Annotated in this window: 19 protein-coding genes and 6 pseudogenes; 5 read left to right on the top strand and 20 right to left on the bottom strand. The window is 61.9% G+C overall.

Annotated elements, in window-relative coordinates; genetic code table 11:
- Positions 1–97: 97 nt before the first annotated feature.
- A complete protein-coding gene (locus tag GXN78_RS40220) occupies positions 98–1,114 on the top strand; it encodes an NAD(P)-dependent alcohol dehydrogenase (RefSeq protein ID WP_106558060.1) in 1,017 nt (338 codons plus the stop codon).
- 33 nt (positions 1,115–1,147) lie between these two features.
- Positions 1,148–1,438, top strand: a complete 291-nt coding sequence (locus GXN78_RS40215; protein ID WP_106558059.1) for a DUF1330 domain-containing protein — start codon at positions 1,148–1,150, stop codon at positions 1,436–1,438.
- A 295-nt stretch (positions 1,439–1,733) separates the two neighbouring features.
- Here GXN78_RS40215 and GXN78_RS40210 read toward each other — a convergent pair whose 3' ends face one another.
- The 11 genes and pseudogenes from GXN78_RS40210 to GXN78_RS40990 all read right to left on the bottom strand — a co-directional run bounded on the left by GXN78_RS40210 (position 1,734) and on the right by GXN78_RS40990 (position 14,604).
- Positions 1,734–2,306 carry a hypothetical protein gene (locus GXN78_RS40210; RefSeq protein WP_106558058.1) on the bottom strand — a complete coding sequence of 191 codons (573 nt, stop codon included), beginning with the start codon at positions 2,304–2,306 and terminating at the stop codon, positions 1,734–1,736.
- A 233-nt stretch (positions 2,307–2,539) separates the two neighbouring features.
- Entirely contained in the window at positions 2,540–3,289 is a 750-nt protein-coding gene (locus GXN78_RS40205; RefSeq protein ID WP_106558057.1) for a glucose 1-dehydrogenase, read from the bottom strand.
- A 133-nt stretch (positions 3,290–3,422) separates the two neighbouring features.
- Positions 3,423–4,004, bottom strand: a complete 582-nt coding sequence (locus GXN78_RS40200) for a hypothetical protein (protein WP_106558056.1) — start codon at positions 4,002–4,004, stop codon at positions 3,423–3,425.
- Positions 4,005–4,587: 583 nt separating this feature from the next.
- On the bottom strand, positions 4,588–5,511 hold the full coding sequence (locus GXN78_RS40195) for a hydroxymethylglutaryl-CoA lyase (protein WP_106558055.1): 924 nt from the start codon (positions 5,509–5,511) through the stop codon (positions 4,588–4,590).
- A pseudogene (locus GXN78_RS40190) lies at positions 5,508–7,504 on the bottom strand (acetyl/propionyl/methylcrotonyl-CoA carboxylase subunit alpha). Before GXN78_RS40190 ends, GXN78_RS40195 begins: the two are co-directional and overlap by 4 nt.
- A gap of 11 nt (positions 7,505–7,515) precedes the next feature.
- Positions 7,516–8,310, bottom strand: a complete 795-nt coding sequence (locus GXN78_RS40185) for an enoyl-CoA hydratase/isomerase family protein (protein WP_106558053.1) — start codon at positions 8,308–8,310, stop codon at positions 7,516–7,518.
- 7 nt (positions 8,311–8,317) lie between these two features.
- Entirely contained in the window at positions 8,318–9,925 is a 1,608-nt protein-coding gene (locus GXN78_RS40180; RefSeq protein WP_106558052.1) for a carboxyl transferase domain-containing protein, read from the bottom strand.
- Positions 9,926–9,949: 24 nt separating this feature from the next.
- On the bottom strand, positions 9,950–10,591 hold the full coding sequence (gene can / locus GXN78_RS40175; protein ID WP_106558051.1) for a carbonate dehydratase: 642 nt from the start codon (positions 10,589–10,591) through the stop codon (positions 9,950–9,952).
- A gap of 311 nt (positions 10,592–10,902) precedes the next feature.
- A complete protein-coding gene (locus GXN78_RS40170) occupies positions 10,903–12,273 on the bottom strand; it encodes an aromatic acid/H+ symport family MFS transporter (RefSeq protein ID WP_106558049.1) in 1,371 nt (456 codons plus the stop codon).
- Between the two features lie 122 nt (positions 12,274–12,395).
- On the bottom strand, positions 12,396–13,946 hold the full coding sequence (locus GXN78_RS40165) for an AMP-binding protein (protein WP_239143098.1): 1,551 nt from the start codon (positions 13,944–13,946) through the stop codon (positions 12,396–12,398).
- A gap of 367 nt (positions 13,947–14,313) precedes the next feature.
- A complete protein-coding gene (locus tag GXN78_RS40990; RefSeq protein WP_181360592.1) occupies positions 14,314–14,604 on the bottom strand; it encodes a hypothetical protein in 291 nt (96 codons plus the stop codon).
- On the opposite strand from GXN78_RS40990, the gene GXN78_RS40985 reads away from it, so the two are divergent.
- Complete coding sequence (locus tag GXN78_RS40985; RefSeq protein WP_181360591.1) at positions 14,603–15,094, top strand: hypothetical protein; 492 nt, start codon at positions 14,603–14,605, stop codon at positions 15,092–15,094. The two genes, GXN78_RS40990 and GXN78_RS40985, sit on opposite strands and share 2 nt — an antisense overlap.
- Positions 15,095–15,117: 23 nt before the next feature.
- Here GXN78_RS40985 and GXN78_RS40155 read toward each other — a convergent pair whose 3' ends face one another.
- The gene (locus GXN78_RS40155) at positions 15,118–15,369 is read right to left on the bottom strand and encodes a hypothetical protein (RefSeq protein ID WP_106558048.1); all 252 of its coding nucleotides are present in this window, start codon (positions 15,367–15,369) and stop codon (positions 15,118–15,120) included.
- Positions 15,370–15,636: 267 nt separating this feature from the next.
- Here GXN78_RS40155 and GXN78_RS40150 point away from each other — a divergent pair, with 267 nt between their 5' ends.
- Both GXN78_RS40150 and GXN78_RS40145 read left to right on the top strand, forming a co-directional pair.
- Positions 15,637–16,332 (top strand): Crp/Fnr family transcriptional regulator, encoded by a 696-nt coding sequence (locus GXN78_RS40150; protein ID WP_106558047.1) that lies wholly within the window; start codon positions 15,637–15,639, stop codon positions 16,330–16,332.
- A 489-nt stretch (positions 16,333–16,821) separates the two neighbouring features.
- Positions 16,822–17,064 (top strand): annotated as a pseudogene (locus GXN78_RS40145) (tyrosine-type recombinase/integrase); the annotation flags it as partial.
- Positions 17,065–17,200: 136 nt separating this feature from the next.
- Here GXN78_RS40145 and GXN78_RS40140 read toward each other — a convergent pair.
- From GXN78_RS40140 to GXN78_RS40110, 8 genes and pseudogenes are all read right to left on the bottom strand, one after another.
- Positions 17,201–17,365 carry a hypothetical protein gene (locus GXN78_RS40140; RefSeq protein ID WP_164256389.1) on the bottom strand — a complete coding sequence of 55 codons (165 nt, stop codon included), beginning with the start codon at positions 17,363–17,365 and terminating at the stop codon, positions 17,201–17,203.
- 71 nt (positions 17,366–17,436) lie between these two features.
- Positions 17,437–17,598, bottom strand: a pseudogene (locus GXN78_RS41830) (NADP-dependent oxidoreductase); the annotation flags it as partial.
- A 156-nt stretch (positions 17,599–17,754) separates the two neighbouring features.
- Complete coding sequence (locus GXN78_RS40130; RefSeq protein WP_164256387.1) at positions 17,755–19,812, bottom strand: DUF6351 family protein; 2,058 nt, start codon at positions 19,810–19,812, stop codon at positions 17,755–17,757.
- Positions 19,813–20,121: 309 nt separating this feature from the next.
- Positions 20,122–20,340 (bottom strand): annotated as a pseudogene (locus tag GXN78_RS41825) (IS4 family transposase); the annotation flags it as partial.
- Between the two features lie 112 nt (positions 20,341–20,452).
- The gene (locus tag GXN78_RS40125; RefSeq protein ID WP_204162293.1) at positions 20,453–20,974 is read right to left on the bottom strand and encodes a transposase; all 522 of its coding nucleotides are present in this window, start codon (positions 20,972–20,974) and stop codon (positions 20,453–20,455) included.
- Between the two features lie 352 nt (positions 20,975–21,326).
- Positions 21,327–21,472: pseudogene (locus tag GXN78_RS40120) on the bottom strand (IS4 family transposase); the annotation flags it as partial.
- Between the two features lie 14 nt (positions 21,473–21,486).
- Positions 21,487–22,206 carry a Crp/Fnr family transcriptional regulator gene (locus GXN78_RS40115; protein ID WP_106558044.1) on the bottom strand — a complete coding sequence of 240 codons (720 nt, stop codon included), beginning with the start codon at positions 22,204–22,206 and terminating at the stop codon, positions 21,487–21,489.
- A gap of 98 nt (positions 22,207–22,304) precedes the next feature.
- Positions 22,305–22,905, bottom strand: a pseudogene (locus GXN78_RS40110) (IS5 family transposase); the annotation flags it as partial.
- Positions 22,906–23,442: the final 537 nt, after the last annotated feature.

Genomic DNA, 23,442 nt, shown 5'->3' with positions numbered 1-23,442 from the left:
TGTAGTCCATCTAAACAGTATGAACAGGCGGCACGGGATTCTCAAGCAGCGGCTTGTGAGCCACGATCACTCACTTGTTTACATCAAAGGAAAAAACATGAGTTCAGCACCCAAAGACGGCCGTGTCTATCGTATCGAAAAACTCGGCGGCCTCGACGGCCTCGCCCGTGGTCGGGCCGCCATCCCGACGCCGGGGCCGGGCGAAGTCCTGGTTCACGTTCGCGCATCGTCGCTTAACTATCGGGATGTCATCATCCTGGACGGCAACTACTTCATGCCCGTGCCGGCAGGGCGCATTCCACTCTCCGATGGCGCTGGCGAGGTCGTTGCCATCGGGCCAGAGGTGACGAGCCTGAGCGTCGGCGATCGGGTCACCAATTCCTTCCTTCCAGAATGGATCGACGGGCCCTACACCGGCAAGTCCACGCAGTACTCCGCCGACGTCGACGGGTGGCTGACGGACTATCTCGTGGTGGCGGCGCGGGCCCTCGTGCGCATTCCCGACAGCCTGTCGTTCGATGAAGCGGCCACCTTGCCCTGCGCAGGTGTCACGGCCTGGTCGGCGGTTAAGGGTGTGCGCCCGGGCGACACCGTGCTGACGCTAGGCACGGGCGGCGTTTCCCTGTTCGCCCTGCAGTTGGCGAAGGCGATGGGTGCGCGGGTGCTTGCCACGACTTCCAGTGATGCGAAGGCCGAGCAACTGAAGGCTCTGGGCGCTAACGAGACCATCAACTACAAGACTCAACCCGAATGGTCGCAACGCGTTCGTGAACTCACGGACGGCAACGGAGCAAACCGCATCGTTGAAGTCGGCGGACCGGGCACATTCCAGCAATCGGTGAAAGCCGTTGCGGTGGGCGGCCAAGTCTCCATGATTGGCGCGCTGTCCGGACTGGAAGGCACCGTGGACTTCATGTCCATGTTCCTGAGTCAGGCGCGCTATCAGCCCATCGCGGTGGGCAGCCGGCAAGATCTGGAAGACTTGGTCAGCTTTGTCGCGGCCCACAAGATCGCGCCGCTCATTGACAGCCGCTACGCATTCGAAGACGCCAACCGCGCATTCGAGCGCATGGTCACCCGAGATATCTTCGGGAAGATCGTAATCTCGCACTGAGCAATGTGAACGCCCCCAACTTGGAGTAACGCTATGACTGCCTATGTGATCTTCATCCGCGAGCAAACTCACGATCAGCGCGAGCTCGACATCTACTCTGAAAAGATGGGTGACATGCTTGCAGGTCTTCCGGTGACCGTGCTGTCGGCCTACGGTCGGATGGAGGTATTCGAAGGCGACGCACCGGAAGGCGTCGTGCTCGTATCCTTCCCCACGCTCGAGCAAGCCAAGGCCTGGTACCACGGCGATGCCTACCAGGCGGTGGTCGGCCACCGGCACAAGGGTGCGACCTATAGAGGATTCGTCGTCGAAGGCTTGGCATAAGAAGACGGGGTCGCCCTGGAGGGATCTTGAGCGGCGTGCATGGATGCCGGCCGCGGCAGGTACTATCGAATCCAAGCTAGCGTGACGCTCCGGCCGTCCTGCTCGGCCGGGCAGGCGGCCGCCTCAGCGAGGCTTGGCATCTGCGTCCGCGCCCTCGGGCTGGACCCGACCTGGTAGCGCTTCCAGCCCATCGAGCGACGACTTGCCACCGGCGAGCCTTGCGTTCGGCACCTGCATATCAGGCAAATGGACCACGACCGTTGCATTCGCGGCCGTGGTTGACGGACGCCTGTCGTCAGCTATGACTCGCAGCCAGCTCCACGAACTCCGTGATCTTTCGTGACGCAATTCCTTCGAACATGTCTCGGTCGACCCATGCCTCTTCCCCAACCAGTTTGGGCTCGGTTTCATGTCGCGGCCACGTGAGCAGCATCCGACATTCGGCGGCGTAGTACGCATCAGGATCATCCACTTCGATCCCCTTGTCGAGCAACGCGCGGCCCAGATATGCCTGGCGGTACACGCCCTCGGTAGAGACTGCCTTTCGGTCTGCCAGGACGCGTTCGACCCTCATCTCCAATCTCAAAGCGCCCTCGCCAATGAGCATCTTCTGATAGAACTGACGGAGAGGCTCTTGGGTATCTCCGTCGATGTGCGTGAATCCGGGCACATAGAAGCGGTACTTGGGGCGAGAGCAGATGGTGGTGAGCACCCTCTCGATGTCACCTGCCGCCTCGTACTTCATATGAGCGAGCACCAGTTCGAGGTTTTCTCTCACCACTGGATCCGTCTCGACGCTGAGCCGCTGCTCTACCGCGACCCAGGTTACGTTGGGATCGATCACTATGGGCTGTGTAACTGTTGTCATGGTTCACTCCTGGTGTTTCAGAAAAGAAAATGGCCGGGTTCGCGGCGAGATGCCGGACCAGGCTCGAGTCGACGTGACTTTCGCCCGTCTTCACACGCAATCTGCACGTTTCGACCGACCCGCTTGGGCAAGGACGACGCGGCAGTTCCAATGGGGAAGATGCCCATGTTCGCCTGAGATCTTGAGGTCGGAGAAGATCATCTCGATCGGAATGTCTTACGCGACGCTCTTTGTCAAATCTGACCCAAACCACCATCAACGCAAAGATCCGTGCCAGTGATGAATGAGCTTTCCTCGGAGACAAGGAAGAGAGCGGCAGCCGCCGCCTCATCCACTCGACCCGCACGGCCCATCGGCATTTGACTCAGAATCTGCACAGTGAGGTCTGGCAGCGCTTCCGGCGAAATCCCCATCTTGAACGCAAGTGGCGTCTCGATGACTGCAGGACTGAGGCAGTTCACTCGGATCTTCCGATCCTTGAGTTCAATAGCCCAGTTTCGCGCGAAGGCCCGCACCGCCGCTTTCGTTCCGGCGTAGACGTGGAAGTAGGCGGTGCCAGTGAAATGAGCTATCGATGAACACAAGAGTATCGATCCGCCGTCCCGGAGAATCGGCAGAGCCTTCTGTACTGTGAAGAACACACCCTTGGTATTGATGTCGAACTGTCGGTCGTAACTTTCCTCGCTCACCCCACCCAACGGTTCGAGCTTGATGACGCCAGCATTGGCGAACAGGACATCAATCTTTCCGAACCTACGTTCTACATCGGCATAGATGCGGTCGAGATCTTCCAGCCTGCCGACGTCGCCCGTATATCCGAATGCGCGCTCTCCAATTTCGGCGACAGCTGCTTCCACCGCACCGCTTCTGGGGCTGACGATGATCACGCGAGCTCCTTCGGCCACAAAGCGCTTCGCCGAGGCGAGCCCAATACCGCTACTGCCCCCCGTGATCAGTGCGACCTTTCCATCTAGCTTGCCCAAGATAGTCTCCTTCCGTCAAAACGTTTGCATTTCATCTCACCGCGAGGGACGAAGTTTCAATCGCTCTCTAGCTGTTGCCATTGGCGGCTAGAGGTGTCGTAATTTGTACTGATGACACTGCGTCATTCGGCTGTCAGGCGGCAATCACAGAACGTGCATCCTCGATAAGTGGAGCGAGGGTCGCGCGCACTTCCTCCAACGTCATCACCTCGGCTGGAGGACACTTCCGGAAGGTGGTTCCTCCCATGTAGACGTGCTCACCGATCATTCGAGCCTGAGCGTCGTACGGCCAGTGCATTCCGTACCTCGCCGTCGCAATATAGGTCGCACCCAGGTCGTCGACTTCCGCCCCTCGAGACGCAGCGATCCACGCAGGCATGAAGGTGTGGAATGTGGATTCGGAAGTGAATCCCCAGTCGTCAACCATCAAATGCTCATCTTCCAGCATCATGACGCAGGTGTTTGTGTCCACCAGCGACTTGTACAGCGCACGGACCTTTTCCATGCCTTTGTAGTGGATGGTTCCACCTTGGTAGAGCCAATAGTCAGGCTCCTCTACCGTCATGTCGGGAGCAAGAATTTCTTCGTAGAAACCACATACCTCCAGCAGCGCATGGCGGCGATAGTTCGAGATGATGGCTTTGTGGCGTGGATTCGTTAGTTTCGGCAGAAGGACGTCGGCCGCCTTGGTGAGCAGGCGAATGTCGTATTTCATTGCTATCTCTCCTCTTTCATGAACTTGCTAGACGCCGTGCCTCGCGGCGCCGGCCGGAAGCCTTGAGCACGTGACCCAAGGACTGGGATGAACATCGTCCGCAAACGGACAGACGTGCTACGAAACGAACGGCCACCGAAAGTGGTGCCACAGGCCAACCGAGTGAGCGTTTCGAACGCTGGCCTACTTCAAGTGAGGGGCATGAATCGAAGCCAGATGCGCTGAAGGATCCGTGTTGAACTCTTGCCAGCCTGCAGGTCGCTTCCAGCGCTTCCGTGCGTCTCTTTAAGTCGCCTGCCTTAAATGTACTAAGGCGACTGACTTAATGCAAGATTGAATCGAGCCAATCCTGACCGGGACAAACCCGTAGTCATAAGCGCTTCGCTGGCAACGACCGGTAGCGGCGCCTTGGTTACCCGAGAACCCATAGGTTGCGGTGAAGGGCGCGCTCTTCCTATCACAGGGGCATCGGCTCGACATTCAAGGTTGGGGTCATGCTGGCACTCTATGCCGAGCCCGATGCCGAGCCCGATGCCGAGCCCGATGCCGCTGGTCGATCCGGTGACGATGGCGGACTGGCCTTTCAGCATGATTGTTTCTCCTCGGCTGCCGCCCGCCTGGCGAGCAGCGCCCGCGCCACCCTGGATTGGGATGGGCGGCCGATTGCCGAACTGATCCACGCGCCACAGTCGACCAGGGCTTCGAGGTCAACTCCTGTCTCGGCCCCGATGCCATGCAACAGGTAGATAAGATCCTCGGTGGCCACGTTCCCGGTGGCGCCCTTGGCATACGGGCAGCCGCCCAGCCCGGCCACCGAGCTGTCGAACGCCCGCAACCCGAACCGGTACGAAGCGTGAACGTTGGCGACGGCCATGCCGTAGGTGTCGTGATAGTGGCCGGCTAGGTGCTCGACTGACACGCGGGCAGCCACCGCCTCCAGCATCCGCAGCACGGAGCCCGGCGTGCCGGCGCCGATGGTGTCGCCCAACGACACTTCGTAGCAGCCCAGTTCGCGCAGGCGCAGGGCCACGTCGGCCACCTTCGCGGGCGCGGTCGGGCCCTCGTACGGGCAGGCCACCACGCACGACACATAGCCTCGCACCTTCACGCTGGCCCGGCTCGCCGCCTCGAACACCGGCACGAAGCGGTCGATCGATTCGGCGATCGAGCAGTTGATGTTCTTCTGCGAGAAACTCTCCGACGCCGAGGCGAACACAGCGACCTCGGTAGCACCTTCCGCAAGCGCCGCCTCGAAGCCCTTCAAGTTCGGCGTCAGCACGGGATAGTTGACGCCGGGGTGGCGCCGCAGCCCTCGCATCACCTCCGCCTGGTCCGCCATCTGCGGTACCCATTTCGGCGACACGAACGACGTGACCTCGATGTCCCGCAGTCCGGCCACCGCCAAGCGCTCGATCAGCGCAAGCTTGGTCGCGGCCGGAACGACCTGCTTCTCATTCTGCAAGCCGTCGCGCGGACCTACTTCGACGATGCGCACGCGTTCCATCATTCGGATCCTTCGAAGTCCAGCAGCTCTGCGCCGTCGGAGACCTGGTCCCCGGGCGCAAAGCGGAACGCCTTGACCACGCCCTTGCGCGGGGCGTGGATCGTGTGCTCCATCTTCATCGCCTCGAGCACCAGCAGCGGCGCGCCCTTCGACCGTCGCGCCCGGCTGGACCGCGAGCGCGACAACCTTGCCCGGCATCGGCGCACGCAGCCCACCTCCCCTCCTCGCCCTCCCCGCCCGCATGCAGCGTGTCGACCAGGGACAGCGGCCGCGAGCGGCCCTCGAAGAACATGTGGCGCCGCTCGCCACTCGTGACGACCGCAGCGCGCAGCCGGCGTTCGCCCAGCTGCGCGTGCAGCTCGCTGTCCGCGCCGAGCGTGCCGCGCGCGAAGACCGACTTTGGGCTGATCTGGAGCCGGTACCCGTCGGGCAGCACCTCGACGCCGACTTCTCGCACTGACTCGCCGAGGCGGAAGACCAGCCGACGTTCGGCATGCCCGTTGAGGCGCCAGCCGTCGAGCGCCCGCCACGGCGAGTGCGGGTCGGCCGACCGAGCGGCCTTCTTTTGGGCCAGGCGTTGCTCGCGCAGCAGTTGGGCCAGTGCCGCTAGCAACCACACGTCGGCACGCACCTCCCCGGCCGGCGGGAACAGCAGGGCCTGCTCACGCTCGATCAGCCCGGTGTCGAGATCGGCATTGGCGAACGACGGCACCGTCACCAGGCGAGTCAGGAAGTCGACGTTGTTCGATACGCCCACCACGCGGTACTGCGCGAGCGCCTGCCGCATCCGCGCGAGCGCCTGCCGACGGTCGGCGCCCCAGACGATCAGCTTGGCGATCATCGGGTCGTAGTGCGGCGTGATCTCGTCGCCCTGTTCGACGCCGGTGTCCACGCGCACGTGGTCGCTCTCGGCCGGCGGTGCCAGATGCACCAGCCGGCCGGTGGACGGCAGGAAGCCGCGGTCGGGATCCTCGGCGTAGATGCGCGCCTCGATCGCATGCCCGTCGATCTCGAGCTGCTCCTGCGTCAGTGGCAACGGCTCGCCAGTGGCCACGCGAAGCTGCCATTCCACGAGATCAAGCCCGGTGATCATCTCCGTGACCGGGTGCTCGACCTGTAGCCGCGTGTTCATCTCCATGAAGTAGAAGCCACCGTCCTGCATGGCGATGAACTCGACCGTTCCTGCCCCGACGTAGCCCACCGCCTTGGCCGCGTCGACGGCGGCCTTGCCCATCGCGGCGCGGCGCTCCGGCGTCATGCCCGGCGCGGGCGCCTCCTCCAGCACCTTCTGGTGGCGCCGCTGCACCGAGCAGTCGCGCTCGAACAAGTAGACGCAGTTGCCGTGCGTATCGCCGAAGACCTGGAACTCGATATGGCGAGGCTTTACGATGTACTTCTCGACCAGCACATCGTCGTCACCGAACGCATTGCGCGCCTCACGCTTGCACGAGGTGAGCGCGGCTTCGAAGTCGGCCGCGGTGTCGACTCGTCGCATGCCCTTGCCCCCGCCGCCGGCACTCGCCTTGATGAGCACCGGATAGCCGATGGCTTGAGCCTGGGTGGCCAGAAACGCCGGATCCTGGTTATCTCCGTGGTAGCCGGGTGTCAGTGGGACCTTGGCCTTCTCCATCAATGCCTTCGACGCCGATTTCAGGCCCATCGCACGGATGGCCGAGGCCGGCGGACCGATGAAGACGATGCCGGCCCGCTCGCAGGCCTCGGCGAACTCATCGTTCTCCGACAGGAAACCATAGCCCGGATGGATGGCTTCCGCGCCGGTGTCTTTTGCGACCTGAAGGATGCGATCGGCCACCAGGTACGACTCGCTGGCGGCGGGTGGGCCGATCAGCACCGCTTCGTCGGCCAGTCGCACATGGCGCGCGTTGGCATCGGCCTCCGAGTACACCGCCACCGTGACGATGCCCATGCTGCGTGCCGTCTTGATCACGCGGCAGGCGATTTCGCCTCGATTGGCGATCAGGATCTTCTTGAACATGGTTGTCTCCTTCAACCCTTCGCGGGCACCCATTCGGCTGGGCGTTTCTCGAGGAACGCGCCCAGGCCGGCCCTGGCTTCCGGCGTGGCGCGCAATGTCGCGATGCGGCGCGCGGTGTCCTCGACCACAGCGTCGTCGACCGGCCAATGCGCCACCGCGCGAATGAGGTCGGTCGCCGCCGCCTGGGCCAGCGGACCGCCGGCGAACAGAGCGCCGAGCACTTCCTGCACCTTGGCGTCCAAAGCGTCGGGCTCCGCCACCTCGTGCGCCAGCCCGATCTCACAGGCGCGCTGCGCACCGATGCGCTCGGCCGTCTGGAAGTAGCGATAGGCCTGCCGCTCGCCGATGGCGCGTACGACGTACGGGCCGATGGCAGCAGGGATGAGCCCGAGGCGCACTTCCGAGGTCGCGAACTGCGCCTGGGTCGACGCGACACAGATGTCGCACGCCGAGGCCAGCCCCATGCCGCCGCCCAGCGCCGCTCCGTGCACACGCGCGATGGTCGGCGTTGCGCACATCGAGATCGTGCGGAACAGGGTGGCGAGTTTGCGCGCGTCCGACAGATTCACTGCCAGCGGCGCGTTCCCCTGGCGCTTCATCCAGTTGAGGTCCGCGCCGGCGGAGAAGCTCTTGCCCTCGCCGGCCAGCACGATGGCACGCACCGCTGGGTCGGCGTCAAGCTCAGTGAACGCTGTGGTCAGCTCGGCGATCAAGGTCTCGTCAAAGGCGTTGTGAAGCGCGGGCCGGTTCATCCACACCCAGGTCGCGGCGCCGCGGCACTCGATCTTCAGAGTCGCGAACTTCATCGCTGCCTCACATGCGGAAGATGCCGAACTTCGTCGGCAGAATGGGCGCATTCAGCGTCGCCGACAGCGACAGGCCGAGAACGCGGCGCGTCTGGGCGGGGTCGAGCACACCGTCGTCCCACAGCCGCGCCGTGGCGTAGTACGGATGGCCCTGTGTCTCGTACTGGGCCCGGATCGGTGCCTTGAAGGCCTCCTCTTCCTGCGCGCTCCACGCGCCGCCCTTGGCCTCGATGCCTTCGCGCTTGACCGTCGCGAGCACCCCGGCGGCCTGCTCGCCGCCCATCACACTGATGCGGGCGTTCGGCCACATCCAGAGGAAGCGGGGACTGTAGGCGCGACCGCACATGCCGTAGTTGCCCGCCCCGAAGCTGCCGCCGATCAGCATCGTGATTTTCGGCACCTGGGTTGTGGCCACCGCGGTCACCATCTTCGCGCCGTGCTTGGCGATGCCTTCGTTCTCGTACTTGCGCCCGACCATGAAGCCGGTGATGTTCTGCAGGAACACCAGCGGCACGCCCCGCTGGGAACACAGCTCGATGAAGTGCGCGCCCTTCTGCGCCGACTCGCCGAACAGGATGCCGTTGTTGGCGATGATGCCCACCGGCATGCCGTACAGCCGCGCGAAGCCGGTGACCAGCGTCGCGCCGTAGCGCGCCTTGAACTCGTCGAAGCACGAGCCGTCGACAACGCGCGCAATGATCTCGCGCACGTCGTAGGGCTTGCGCGTGTCCTGCGGGATCACGCCGTAGATCTCCTCGGGGTCGTACAGCGGCTCCTCGCTGGCTTCCAGCGTCACCGTGGCGGGCTTCGTGCGATTGAAGGTGGCGACGATGCCGCGCGCGATGAAGAGCGCGTGCGCGTCGTTCTCGGCCAGGTGGTCGGCCACGCCTGAGATGCGGGTGTGCACGTCGCCGCCGCCCAGGTCTTCGACACTGACCACCTCGCCGGTGGCCGCCTTCACCAGCGGCGGGCCGCCGAGGAAGATCGTGCCCTGGTTCTTGACGATGACCGTCTCGTCGCTCATCGCCGGCACGTAGGCGCCGCCGGCCGTGCACGAGCCCATGACGACCGCCACCTGGGGGATACCGAGCGCGCTCATCTGCGCCTGGTTGTAGAAGATGCGGCCGAAATGCTCGCGGTCCGGAAACACCTCGTCCTGCTTCGGCAGGAAAGCGCCGCCGGAATCGACCAGGTAGACGCACGGCAGGTGGTTCTGCTGCGCGATCTCCTGCGCGCGCAGGTGCTTCTTCACCGTCATCGGGTAGTAGGTGCCGCCCTTGACGGTGGCGTCGTTGGCGATCACGACGCAGTCGACACCCTGGATGCGACCGATGCCGGCGATCACGCCGGCACTGGGCGCGTCGCCGCCGTACATGTCGTGGGCCGCGAGCTGGCCGATCTCGAGGAACGGCGCGGCGGGGTCGAGCAGCTGCGCCACCCGATCGCGCGGCAGCAGCTTGCCGCGCGCCACGTGCCTGTCTCGCGCGACGGCGCCGCCGCCGAGTTCGACCGCGGAGGCCTTGGCGCGCAGGTCCTCGACCAGCGTGCGTATCGCGTCCGCATTGGCCCGGAACTCGGCTGCGCGCGGATTGACTTGGGTCTTCAGAACCGGCATGTCTCGCTCCTTGACTCTTGTGGTTCAGTTCAGCGCTTGCAGCGCCGCGCGGTAGCGTTCGTCCCACGGCTGCCCGCCGCTGACGCTCACGCCTACGCGGCGCAGCAGCCCGTCGGCCAGCCCGTAGACCAGGCCGTGCACCTCGACGCGATGGCCGCGGTACCAGGCGCGCCGCAGGATGGTGGTGCGGCACACGTTGGCCACTTGCTCGACGACGTTCAGCTCGACGAGCCGGCGCCCGCGCGCCTCGTCGTCGTTCACGGCCAGCCGCGCCTCATGCTTGTGCGCGATGTCTTCGATGTGGCGCAGCCAGTTGTCGGACAGGCCCACCGAGCGACGCTCGGCCACCGCCTGCACGCCGCCGCAACCGTAATGGCCGACAACCATGACGTGCTCGACCTTCAGCGCCTCGACCGCGTATTGCAGCACCGACAGGCAGTTCAGGTCCGAATGCACCACCAGGTTGGCGATGTTTCGGTGGACGAACACCTCCCCGGGATCGAGGCCAAGAATTTCGTTGGCCGGCACGCGGCTGTCCGCGCAGCCGATCCAGAGGTACTTCGGCGACTGCTGGCGCGCGAGCCGGGTGAAGAACTCGGGGTCCGCTTCAACGCGCTGGTTCACCCAGGCGCGGTTGTTCGAAAACAGGCCGTCGAGGCTGCACATCACGGTTTCACATCGGCTTGCGGAAGTGCTCGCGCATGTTCAGAATGCTGACGGATCTCGTTCGTGCCGGCACTGATCTCGCACAGCGTGGCCGCGCGCTATACCCGAGACTTGAATCGCCGTAGTCCTCGCTGACGGTCATGCCGCGCAGCCACAATTCGCTGAGGTCGAAGTTCAGGCCCGGAACATGGTGCATCAGTCTCTCCAATGGGTAGGCAAAGGGGCACCCGCACCTCGTTGCAGAGGGCCGAGGATTGCTTGCTGCGGCCGGTGCGGTCGGGTGCCCTGGCCGTGGTTCACTACGGAGGGAGTCAGGCGGGAGCCGCCGTATCGGCTTTCGCAGATGCCGTTTCGGACATCGCGTCGAGGTGATGGGTCGATGCAGAGAGCTTGTGGTTGATCATCATGACAGCGACAGCGCCGATCAGGCCCGCCACTGCGATGGCCATGAAGTTCTGTTCGAGCGGCAGTTGCAACGCAACCAGGCCGCCGATCAGGATCGGTCCGAGGATGGCGCCGAGGCGCCCAACGCCGCCGGCAAAGCCCACACCGGTGGATCGCACGGCGGCCGGGTAGAACTCGCCTGCGTAGGCGTAAGCAAGGACCTGCGTTCCCAGCGTGGACGCACCGACGACGAAGATGACCACATAGAGCAATTCGGTTGACTTCGTGAAGCCCATCAAGGTCAGCGAAACGGCGCCGAGCGCGTAGAAGACGACCAGAACGTACTTGATGTTGAACTTGTCGCCAAGCCATGCACCAAGCACCGAGCCGACGATGGCGCCAACGTTGTACAGCAGCGTGAAGGTAAGTGCGGAACCCAGGCTGTAGCCCGCCATCGCCATCAGCTTGGTTAGCCACGAACTCAGCGCGTACACCATGAACAACCCCGTCAGGAATGCGATCCAGATCATCACGGTGCTGAAGGCCCGGCCATCCTGAAACAATCGCTTGATTGGGGCCTCGGTGGCCTTGTCCTCCGCCGGCACCAGAAACTGCTCGTCGCCGCGCAGCGCTTGATCCGGCGCGAGCCTGCGGACGATCTGACGCAGCTCCTCGTCGCGCTTCTTCTTGATGAGAAACGGCATCGATTCCGGCATCGTCTTCAGGATGAAAGGGATCAGCAGCAATGGCAGGCCTGCGGCGAAGAACACCGACTGCCAGCCATATGCGCCAATCAGTTGCTTGCCCGTCAGCGCAACCAGGATACCCCCGAGGGAATAGCCCATGAACACCAGAACCACCAAGCGCGCACGGATCTTGAGCGGCGAGAACTCCGCCATCTGCGCGGTCACGACCGGAAGGACGCCGCCGATACCCAGACCGGCCAAGAAACGCATGACGCTGAAACTGATGGGATCACGGGTCAGGCCGGCGAGCGCAGTGAAAGCGCTGAACAGCGCGACACAGATCGAGACCGTCAGGATTCGACCAATCTTGTCCGCGAGCGTGCCGAAAACAATGGCGCCGAACATCATTCCGAACAGCGCGGAACTCGCCATGAAACCCGCGCTTCCGGCACTGACGCCCATGTCCTTCATGATTGACGGCAGCGCGGCACCGACCACCGCGAGGTCGTAACCATCGAAGATCAGGATCAGCAGCCCCCAGAACAGGACGCGGGTGTGAAAGCCATTGAACCTGGCCTCATCGGCCAGCCTGTGAACATCGATGCGCTTCATTTTTCTTCCTTGCTCAACTCTTGCTGTATCAGCCGTGTTTCTGGTGCGCGGTGCACTCGGATCACGCATGTTGACATCGCCGAGACTGCATAGGCAATATCTGCTTCTGTGACTCGGTGAACTCAGCCAAGCGTCTTGAGCAAACGCCTCAGCACCTTGCCACTGCTCGTCTTTGGAAGATCGGCTACGACCTGCCAAGCGCGCGGCACCTTGTATGCGGCGAGCCGCTCGCGGCAATGGTGCTCGATATCAGCGACGTCGGGCGTACGGCCCTGCTTCGGCACGATGTAGGCCTTGGCAAGTTCGCCCTTGATCGCATCGGGAATGGCAGTCACCGCAACCATGGCGACGTCGGCGTGCTCCGCGATCACCCGCTCCAGTTCGGCGGGATAGATGTTGAAGCCGCCGGTGATGATCATGTCCTTGAGGCGGTCGACAACGAAGATGAAACCTTCGTCGTCGATGCGCGCCAAGTCGCCGGTGCGCAGCCAGCCACCGTCCATCAGGGTTTCGGCGGTCGCCTCCGGGCGGCCGAGGTACTCGCGCATGGTCACGGGCCCGCGGATCTGCAGCTCACCGACTTCGCCCGGCGGCAGCGCCCGCAGGACACCTTCGAGGGAAAAAATGCGCGCCTCCAAATGCGGTAACGCAATACCGATGGAGCCGAGCTTGCGCGGACCGTAGAGGGTATGGGTCGTGCCCAGGCCGCCCAATTCGGTCATGCCCCACAGTTCGATCAGCGGGCACCCGAGCGCGTCCTCGGCGGCTCGCATCTGTGCTTCCGGCATCGTCTGCCCTCCCACCGTGCAGCGAGTGAGAGACGAAACGTCGTGCTCCCTCAGAGCGGGGTAGTCAAGCAGATACATGTACATCGTCGGCACACCTTCGAACAGCGTGCATTGATGACGCGCAATACCCTGAAGCACCCGCCCGGCATCGAAAGTCTTGTAGAGAACGAGTGTGCCGCCGTATGCGATCGCCGTTTGCATGACGATGTTGCCGTACACGTGTGAAAACGGAAGCGCGCTGGCGATCACATCGCGATCAGTGCGCGTGTGCATGGTCGCAGTCATGGCGACGTTCATCACAATCGAGCGGTGCGCGAGCACCGCTCCCTTTGGATGGCCTGTCGTTCCGGAGGTATAGCCGACTGTGCAGACATCATCGAGGTCGATCCCCTCCACTGGATATCGCCCTGTGAGGAGGCTTTCCTCCTCCGGATCTATCAGCAAGGTCTTGAAGTCGATTGCGCCGTCGGGCGTTGCACCGCCGAATGCGATGCAATGCTCAAGCTTCGTCTTGTTGCGCACGTCGGCCAGGCCAGCGATCTTGTCGGCGCTTCCGAAAACCGCTCGCGCTCCGCAATCATTCATCGCATACGCCGCCTCGTCCGGCGTGAGCATCAGGTTCAGAGGATTGGCGATCGCGCCGATTTTCATGATCGCGTAGTAGGCGACGATCCATTCGGGGCAATTCGCTGCGTACAACGAGATGCAATCCCCTCGCCTGCAGCCGAGCGCTTCGAGATGGTGCGCGATCAGAGAGGATTTCCGGTCGAGATCGTTGAAGCTGTAGGTCTCATCCTCAAAGACGAGCGCTGTCTTTGCGCCCCAGCGACGCGCTGAGGCACCAAGGATGTCGCCCACTGATCTAGGAAAAATGACGTTTGGCAAGCTTGTCTCCCGATGTGGAGAAGTATCACGAGCTGCGCAGTGCGCAACTGTCTGCCAACGAACAATTGATCTTGCGCTAGATTGGGAATTTCCCCAATCCCTGACGAGGCTCCGCCTCGGACCGACGAGTGATATTCGTGGTCGCGTTGCGGTTGCCCGCAGTGGTGTAGGGTGGCTCCGGTCGAGCCGGCCTGGGACATGCCCAGAGAAGTACGAGCTCGAAGCTCAATGGGGTCCGAAGATCCCGTGGACGACCGGAGCCGGACATGAAATTACCACACAGCGTGTGCGAAGTACTGCGCGACCATGTCGTGCTCGAGAGTGAGTGCATCGACCGGATGTACCTCAACGTGTATGTCCCGCAACTTCAACTCATCGGCGGCGTGGTGTGGTATTTGCGTGGCCACCGGGCCAGCGCTTTGCCTCGACCGCCGGGGTGGCACCCAAGACCGCGGCGTTCGTGGTCGACATCGAACGGTTCGTGGCCGACGTCGGGGTGGATCTGGTGAGCTTTTCCAAGCACCAGCGCAAGGACGACCTCACGCAGCGATACCTGCACGAGTTCGACGCCGACGAAGGCGTGCTGTACGTCGGACGCGCGCAGGAGAAGGCTCGCGTGGTGCGTACCGATCGCGCGTCGTTGCCCGCGCACCGGCATGACCTACCCGTGGGTGGCGGACGGCTCGGCGATGGTCAACCACTACTACTTCTACTGCATGGACCGCGACTTCGGCCCGTTCTTCCTGAAGTTCTGTTCCTACTTCCCCTACAACGCCAACCTGTGCATCAATGGCAACGAGTATGCCAAGTGCCAGTTGCGCAAGCGCGGCATCGCCTTCGAGGCGCTGGACAACGGCGTGCTGTCATGTGCCGACCCCAAGGCGCTGCAGCGCATCTGCGACGGGCTGGACGACAAGAAGATCGATCGGCTGCTGCGCAAATGGCCGGCGCGGCGGCCCCATCCGTTTGATCGGCGCGATCGGATGGCCGGCTACCGCTACGGCCTGTCGATCCTGCAAGCCGAGTTCGCGCTCACGCAGGTGCTCGATCGGCCGGTGGCAGGGCGCATCTTCTTCGAGCAGGTCATCCGCGAGAACCTGGACATCGGGCCTTACTTTCCGCAGGTCGGCAGACGCACTTGCGCGTAATTTCCTGTCTGCGAAGGACGGGTCTAGAACGTGCTGGCCGGGACGCCAAGGAGGGTGAGCACTTGGCGCTGCAACTGTGCGAGCTTGAGGTCGAAGACCTGGACGCAGTGTCCGTGCTGAAGCAGATGGTGGCGCTCGGCGAGGCTGAACAGCCGTAGCACCTGCTCGGTGGTGGGGTGCGCGCACTGGCGTTGCTCGGGATAGATGGGGAGTTCTTCGACGCCCTCGCGCGCCATGGCCTGGCGCAGCTCGCGCTCGATGAGGGCCTGAACCAAGAGCGCGATGGCGTATAGCGTGAACAGCGCTTCGATGCGCCCCTCGTTCTTGAGGAAGACCGGGGCGATTTCGTACGGTCTTCACCTGCTCGAGCGCTTCTCGATCATGGGCTGGCCCTGGTGGGCCTCAAGGACCTGAGCGGCGGTGAGCGTGCGGTCGTTGCTGCTCGGCCAATGTGTCTACTGGATGGAATTGCTCAGGCCGTCCCTAGGAACGATGCCATCATGGGCCGACGGCAACTCGCGTAACGACGTAGCATTGCCGCCATGAAAGGCACGACGACTCGACCCCTTCGCGAAATACTGGAAAAGACGCATTGGCTAAGGGAGCTACCGGCCATTATGAAGGAACGTGTGTACCAGGATGCGTACGAAGTGCTCTTTCGCCCCGGCGATGTAGTCGTCCGGAAGGGCGATCCGGCCAAGGATTGGCTTGGCGTTGGCGAAGGGCTCCTCAAGGTCAGCACCGTACATCGGACCGGCAAGGTGGTGATGTTCAGCACACTTCCAGAGGGAAGCTGGGGCGGTGAAGGTACGGTCTTCAAACGCGAACTGTTTCGCTACGACATGATTGCCATGCGACCGAGCAGGGTGATCCATCTACCAGCCGCAACCTTCCGTTGGCTTCTAGACACGAGCGTCGAGTTCAGTCACATCATCATTTCGCTACTGAACGAGCGGTTGGCCACTTTCATGGCAATGGTTGAGATTGATCGGCTAAGCGACCCCGTCGCGCGAGTAGCGTGCGCGATCGGCACCATGTTCAACCCCGTACTTCATCCCCACATCGGCCCGCTGCTGACGCTATCCCAAACTGAGTTGGGTGAGCTGATCGGAATGTCTCGACAGAGCATCGGCGCGGCTCTGAAGCGGCTCGAAAGCGAAGGTCTGATCAGCACTGAGTACGGCGGCATCGTCGTGAAGAGCCTCGCAGGCCTCTCCAACTACCAGGAAAGGGATTGATCGCAATGTTCCCGCCTCGCGATTTCAGCAGCTCATTTCGGGCGAACCCACCTGGATTAGGCAAATGGACCACAACCGTTGCATGCGCGGCCGTGGTTGACAGACGCCTGTCGTCAGCTTTGACAGTACACCGGCCGCCATCCGCGACTGGATATGCCTTGGGAATGAGTCATTCGTTCTGAGGACTCGCCGAACTACGCCCCTAGAGGCTGCGTGCGGATCCTAGCCCACACTCCGCCCGCGTTGCGTCCAGTGCAGCGACACGCAGGCGCCTTCGCCGCGACGGCTGTCTATGCGCAGCCGGACGCCAATTGCGTCGGCCTGCTCCCGCAGCCCCGCAAGTCCGTAGTGCCCCGCTGCGCCTGCACGGGCAAGAGCGATGCCGTCCTGGGCATCTTCGACGCCAAGTCTAAAGCGGCGAGCGATGGCCTAGCCGATGCCCGAGCCGGCGCCTAAGCGCCCTCCTCTGAATTGGGAGTTGCCGGAAAGGCGCTGGCGGCTGCAGCGGTGCGCGACATCGTGAAGGAGCGGTGCGCGATGGCAGGCATCGAGGGGGAGTTCTCGGCGCACTCGTTGCGGGCAGGATTCGTGACGGAAGCCGGCCGGCAGAACATGTCGCTGCCTGAGACGATGGCGATGACCGGGCATCAGAGCGTCGCGACCGTGATGGGGTATTTCAGGGCGGAGAGCGCATTGGGAAGCAAGGTCAGCCGGATGCTGGATGAAGAGTGAAGATGTCTACCGTATTCCGTAGCTGAGAAGCTCAGGCAACCCACGGCACTTGCGCCGAGCATCCCCTTCTGGACCAGGATGGCCATTCCATAGAGGGCTTTGACGTCCCAGTGACGCGATCACGCCTGCTCGACAGTCAACCTCCGTAGAACCGGGCCGTAGAAAAGTGAGACGAAGGCTGGAGCGATGACCAGGCGGTCGCGCCGCAACAGGCATGGTGCAGCGGCTTCGACACGATCCACCATTCGCAGTAGAACGTCTCGGCGGCGGCGGCGGCGGCGGCGATCGAATCGAAGCTCATTTCCAATGTGGCGTCGGCATCGCCGCCATCATCCACCGCGCGGCCGCTGGGCGTCTGTATTCCGAAGTCTGCCCGCAGACGACGACCCGGCGCCACAGGTTCATCAGCGGCCACACCGCGTCTCGCACGGCGCCGCCGACGTTGTCGAAATAGATGTCAACGCCGGACGGACACGCTTGCCGAAGGCCGGTCAACGAAGCCGGGGCGCGATAGTCGATTCCCGCATCGAAGCCGAACCACGCCACGACGCGGTGGAGAGCCGGGACAGCGCTCGCGCGCACCCGTTCGCGGGTCGCTTCGTCCATCTTGGCCATGTACCGATTCCCCGATCAAAAACCTGAGCGGGTAACGCGCCGCAACGCAATCGGTCGTTGTGAATTATGTAATTCTCAATAAGGGGCTCCAGAGAGCAAAGTGGGCTGCCCAGGCCTCGGGAAGCTCAACCATGTCGATTGCAGTGGAGTGGATCCGACACTTGGTTTGGAAAAGTCGCAGACGCCGGTCGTGAATACGCCCCCAAGCCTGGCGAACTGAGCATCGCTTATTCCCGCGTAATCTGCGCGTAGCAGCGGCTTGAGCTGACACTTGAGAATGTCGTCGCTTAACGGCGCACCGGCCACTATGCGCGGGTTCGTAAAGTACGGGTAGAGAACGCCGCACTGTCCGCCGTTGTTAATTTCTGCTGCTTCCGCGATCTTCGTACCAGTGGTCGTGTAGCAGGCATCAACCAAGTCCGTCGGTTTGTTGGCCGCGACTTTGGCGGACTGGTTAGCATAGCTCTTGGTGTCGCTCGAAAGACTTGACAACCATGCATCCATCGATTTTAGTGCTATCGGCGCAAGATTAGGTCCTCGCAGGATAACGTGATTGGCCGCACTCCCATTGGCCTTGAAAATGCGCTGCCGTGTTGAGAGGGATCGCGAAGCATTGTGGATGTCGGGATCCTGATACACGCGGTGGTCGATGATCGGAATTTGATTAAGATTCGCCGCCTGGTTTACTCTCCCGAACGCATACGCTGCGTTTAGCCCCAGGGCGGACGCAGTCGTACGGCTAGATTGAAAGTTGCCATCTGGATCGTATCCGCCTACCCGTTCGTTGAGATCTACAAACTGTTCGGCCGAAATCGCTCCGCTTTGAAATGCTTTAAGTCCATACTGCACACCTACGTTATCAATCGCTCGTGCCGCGAAGCCGGTAGCGGGCTCGATACCAAGCAAATTGACTAGTGAACTGTACACGTCGCATCGCGCACCGTTGCGGTTGGTGATGGGGTCATAAGTCAGTCCAGAGGGAAGCCCCATAAGGCAATTGGTCAGATCGAGGGCTCCGAGAAGCGTCGGCTCGCCCCGCTTTGCCAGCACCCAAGACGGTGAGAACGTCGCCTGCCAGCGGGATATCTGTTGGTCGCCACCAACGCATGTAGCGTAGTCCTTGAATCCCGACACGGCCGTCTTCTGCTCGTTGGTCCAGCCCAATGAGCTTCCAGCAAATGCGCGTGACATCAAAGAACAGTCGGTTGCGGACGGTACGACAGTTAGCAGGTCAGACCAAGAGCGATCAGGCGTGATGCCATCGAGCAGGCCTGGATAGTTGTTGGCAATGAGATGCTGCTGCATGGCGCCGCCGGAATTGCCCCATCCCATCGTATAAAGAGGAACGCCGAACGACTTGATAAACTTTTCCTTCACCATCGAGACAGACTCCGCCGAGAGAACGTCGTTTTCGTTGTTGCCAAATACGTTGGTAGACGAAGATATGACGGCAAAGCCTTGGGAGAGCATCAGGTCGTTCATCACACCACCCGTCGACAGCCCCTGCACGTATCCCGCAGTAGCGGAACCGCCGAATGTGTAAATAAGCTTTCTGTTCCAAGCTCTGTATCTCGCGGTGGGGCTGATCGCGGACTCCGTGGTTGGATCGTAGAGCAGAGCAAACTGGTAGATCGACCGATTGATCGTGCCCGTCTCAACGCGAACAATGTAATTGACCATCCGGCCGTCCGTCGTCACCGTTGTCTTGATGTCCGAAGGAACTGCCGTGGCCGACGGCATTGGCTTGAAGATTCCGCCCGCTGTAGGCATGTACATATATAGCACCTTGCTGGGTACGTTGCAATTTGAGTCTTGCGATTGGCCGAGTTTGGTGTTATCCGGGAGCACGAAGTCCGCAGTCTGGCAAATCCAGGGCGTCTGCTGAGGTCCAGAAATGATTGGCCCATTGCGACCGTGGCTCACAACATCCAGAGCGCTCGTGGCGCCATTGAATGCGACGGAAATGGTGCTCTTCCCGCTTTGCAGTCCGGTGACGACGGCTTGAAGCGATCCGTCGGCTCCCGTGGTAAACAGGTTGCTGATGTCTGTACCACCAAGCGTGATCTTCGGCGCCGCAGCCCCAGCGACGACCGGAACGTTAACGCGAACGAGTGCCGAATTCTCGCTGACCATGTCGGGCCGGCTCGAAAGCACACTGATCGACGATTGCGCGACGGGTTGGGCATTATTAGCCCCACCACCACCACCACCACCACCACCACCACCACCACCACAGGCCGCTCACCATTGTGGCAAGCGCCGCAATGCCGCATGCTTGCCGGACTTGAATTATGACCATGTATTGTCTCCAGAGTTCTCAAATAAGGCACGCATCGAGGCCTATGCCTGAATCAACGCCAGCGAATTTTGTTGCCTGCGTCATGGCTGCTGTGTCTGCATTCCGACATTGGCGGTAGTGACTAACCCTATGGAGGAATGGCACTACTTTGGTTTCTTCGCATTGCCGTAGCGTTCGACGCATCGACGAGCCTTTGTGCGTGGCACCTTCAACCATGGGTAGGGGCTTGGGCCGTCGCTTTCGCATACGAGGCTCGATGCGCGCGGGCCGAGGCCCACCTTGCATTGGGCAATCGGCGTGAACAACTGGGGGTCGTTGGTTGCCGCTGGCAGGCCTCGTGAGGCCCACTGCGCCCAGACCCGTCTTCGACACCAGTTCGGAGAGATCTCTCTTCTGAATCAAACAATTGGGAGTGCCGGCTCGGCGTAGTGTCACGCCCGCAGATTTGCTGCGACGGAGTTGGGTGGGTGAGGCTCAGATCGCTTGCAGCGTCGACGGTAGTGCAACACCACTGGCGTTGAACACGCGTTGAGGGTCCCCCTTGTCTCGGTGCGCAATCGGTAGCCCTTGCCCTGGACGGTCAGTTCGATCTCCTGCAGTCCTTGTAGGTTGTCCCGGATAAGCGCGCTGCACGACAGGGTCGTAGATGCAGGCCTTCACGATCGCGCACTTGGCGCTGTCGGTGATGAGGCGCCGCGGCACGGCGTTGAACCATTCGAAGGCGCGCCGGTGACAGCCCAGCCAGATCGCCACCGTCTGGTCCCAGACGAACTCGACGTACTGGTGGCGGCTGAAGCACAGGCCCTGCACGCCCTGATCGAACCAGCCGGCGATGCGTTCGCGATGCGATTCCAGCGTCGAGACGGTGGAGGCGGCCAGCTTGGGCGCGCCAAGAGCGGCGGCGATCTCGGCGTCCTCGGGGAAAGGAGTTTGCGCGTCGAGCCAGTCGGGCTGTTCGGCCAACGCGCGCAGATCCGCCAGCTTGTTCCGGCCCATGCAATGACTTCGCGCGATCTCTCGCTCGGAGGCGCCCCGACGCATTTGCGCGAGGACAATTCGGTACTGGAACATCTCGATTCTCCTTCGGCCAATCGCTGCCTCCGTGGGGGGCTTCAAGTCGCCCACTTCAGCGCGCAATCAACCCATACAGATCGAGGTGACCTTCAACTCCACTGTCTCCAATATGCCGAAAACGAAGTGGCTCCATTGCGCCGAAAACGACTTGGCTCCTATGTGCCGAAAGATGACACCGACACCGACACCGACACCGACACCGACAGCGGCGAAGGCGCCTTCGCATCGCCGCCCTTGGGGTTCACCTCCTGGTATCGGCCTCCGCTCGCGAGCACCAGTACACGAGATGATCGCGCGCGCCCAGCGACTGGCCGCGGCGAAAGTCGGTGAGCGCGAGCCTTTCTGCTCCATCAGCACCGCCACGCCCGCGGCCATCAGTGTGGCAATCAACAAGTAGTTGCAGTACAGCGTGTCGGCCATGCCCGTGGACAATACTAATAAGCTGACGGCGCGTCCAAAAGCGAAGAAGATCTGGACAGAGCTTTTAGAGCCGGCAGATCGAGAACCACGATGGCTCCGCGTCGGATTTCGATCATTCCCAACCGCTTGAGCACCTGGAGGGCAGCGTTGGTGCGCTGACGCGTAATGCCTGCGAGGTCACCCAATTCCTGTTGCGAGACCGTCAGAACAGCACTGGTTTTTGGATAAAGAACCGGGTTAAAGAGTCCCACCAGCGCGCGGGCAAGTCGAACCATCGGATCATCTATGCGAGTGGTCTCAACCATCGACATGAACTGGCCAAGGCGTTCGTTTAAGTGACTGATGACGAAATGATTGAACTCGAAGCTGGATTCGAGGAGCCAGCGGAAGGTGGCCCGCGGAACGTGAATTGTGCGAGTCCCGCCAATTGCAATGACGTCGTAGAGACGAGGCTCGTTCTTGATAACTGACCCTTCGCCCATCCAGGACCCAACGGGAACGGAGCTGTAAATCACAGGCCGGCTCGTAGAAACACCGCCGACAACCTTCAACAAACCCTCGGCAACACCGATCCACGAGCACACGGGTTCTCCTTGTCTTGCAACGATGTCGCCTTCTCTGTGAAGTATGTCGTATGCCTCGGCTATCACCCGCTCTTGAACCGCCGCTCCAAGAGATTGCATCCACGGGGATTCGAGCAAGAATTCTCGCGCATTGCACGTCCGATTTTTCATTGACTCATCCACAGCATTAGGATTTCCTGAATATCTGGCATCCAGTAGGCAGGTTGGCTGAGCAGCATCGAATCTGAGGGTTATCGAAGTAATGGATTGTCCAGAGCCGCACGCTTACCTGGGCGCATGGCCCACAGCCACGTCACTCCTTGACGCGCTTCCGCGCGCTTGTGCGCGCCTTGATAGCCCGCTTCAGCGAACACGGTAGTCTCATCGCCGTGCAGCAACGCATTGGCCTCGACCGCGTCATGGACGTTGCCCCGCGGTGCCTCGCACGGTGTGTACCAACCCCGACTGGGCATCCACGCCGATGTGGGCCTTCATTCCGAAGTTCCACTCGTTCCTGTTCTTCGACTGGTGCATCTCAGGGGCCCTTGCGCCGCTGGCGTTCTTGGTCGAACTCGGCGCCGCGAGCAGCGTCGCATCGACCACCGTGCCGGCGCGCAGCATCAAGCCTTTGCCACGCAGCAGGTCATTGACCACAGTCAGGATCTGAGCGGCCAGCTCGTTCTTTTCCAGCAAGTGGCGAAACCGCAGAGTCGCGCTCTCGTCAGGCAACCTCGTCTGCCAGTTGCCCAAGCCCACGAACTCCCGATACAGCGGCGTGTCGTGCGGCGCCTCTTCCATCGTCAGGTCGCTCAACGTGAACCACTGCTGCATGAAGTGAATGCGCAGCATCACCTCGAGCGGGAACGGCGGGAACCGAGCGCATTGCGAAACTGCTTGGAGTCGAAGACGTGGCTCATGTTGCCCTTTGCACACGGATGGAACGCACTGGCGGAACGGTGGCTAAGGCCTAGTAGGTTAACCATTAGACTAAGTACTATTACTTAATCCATGGATGAGTCGTATCGGGAGATTCCCGTAGCGCAGGAGAGTGGCGGTCTCACGCTGCTTGAGATTGCCGTATGGGATTTTTCGCGACAAGGACCATCAGCGTCGACGCGCTGAAGTCCCGGCGCGCGCGAGGACCGCAGATTGAAGTCGCTCGCGGTTGCTGTCACGGATTGACCGAGCGGTGACGTAAATGGACAGCAAGGCCTACACCCAGTGGGCGAACTCCCGCCTCATCGAGGAAAATCGCGCGATGGTCGATATCAATTTCAAGCTGCAATGACGACATCTGCAAGATGCCGAAACATTCGTGTTGCCTCTTTGCCGACCCGCAAATCGCTTCTTGCGCATCTGACATTGAATTTAAGTATAACGACTTAGTGTACTAAGGCGCATTACTTA

It is taken from the genome of Variovorax sp. WS11, assembly GCF_010499245.1.
Lineage (GTDB): Bacteria > Pseudomonadota > Gammaproteobacteria > Burkholderiales > Burkholderiaceae_C > Variovorax.
This window is presented reverse-complemented; position numbering and strand designations above follow the sequence as displayed.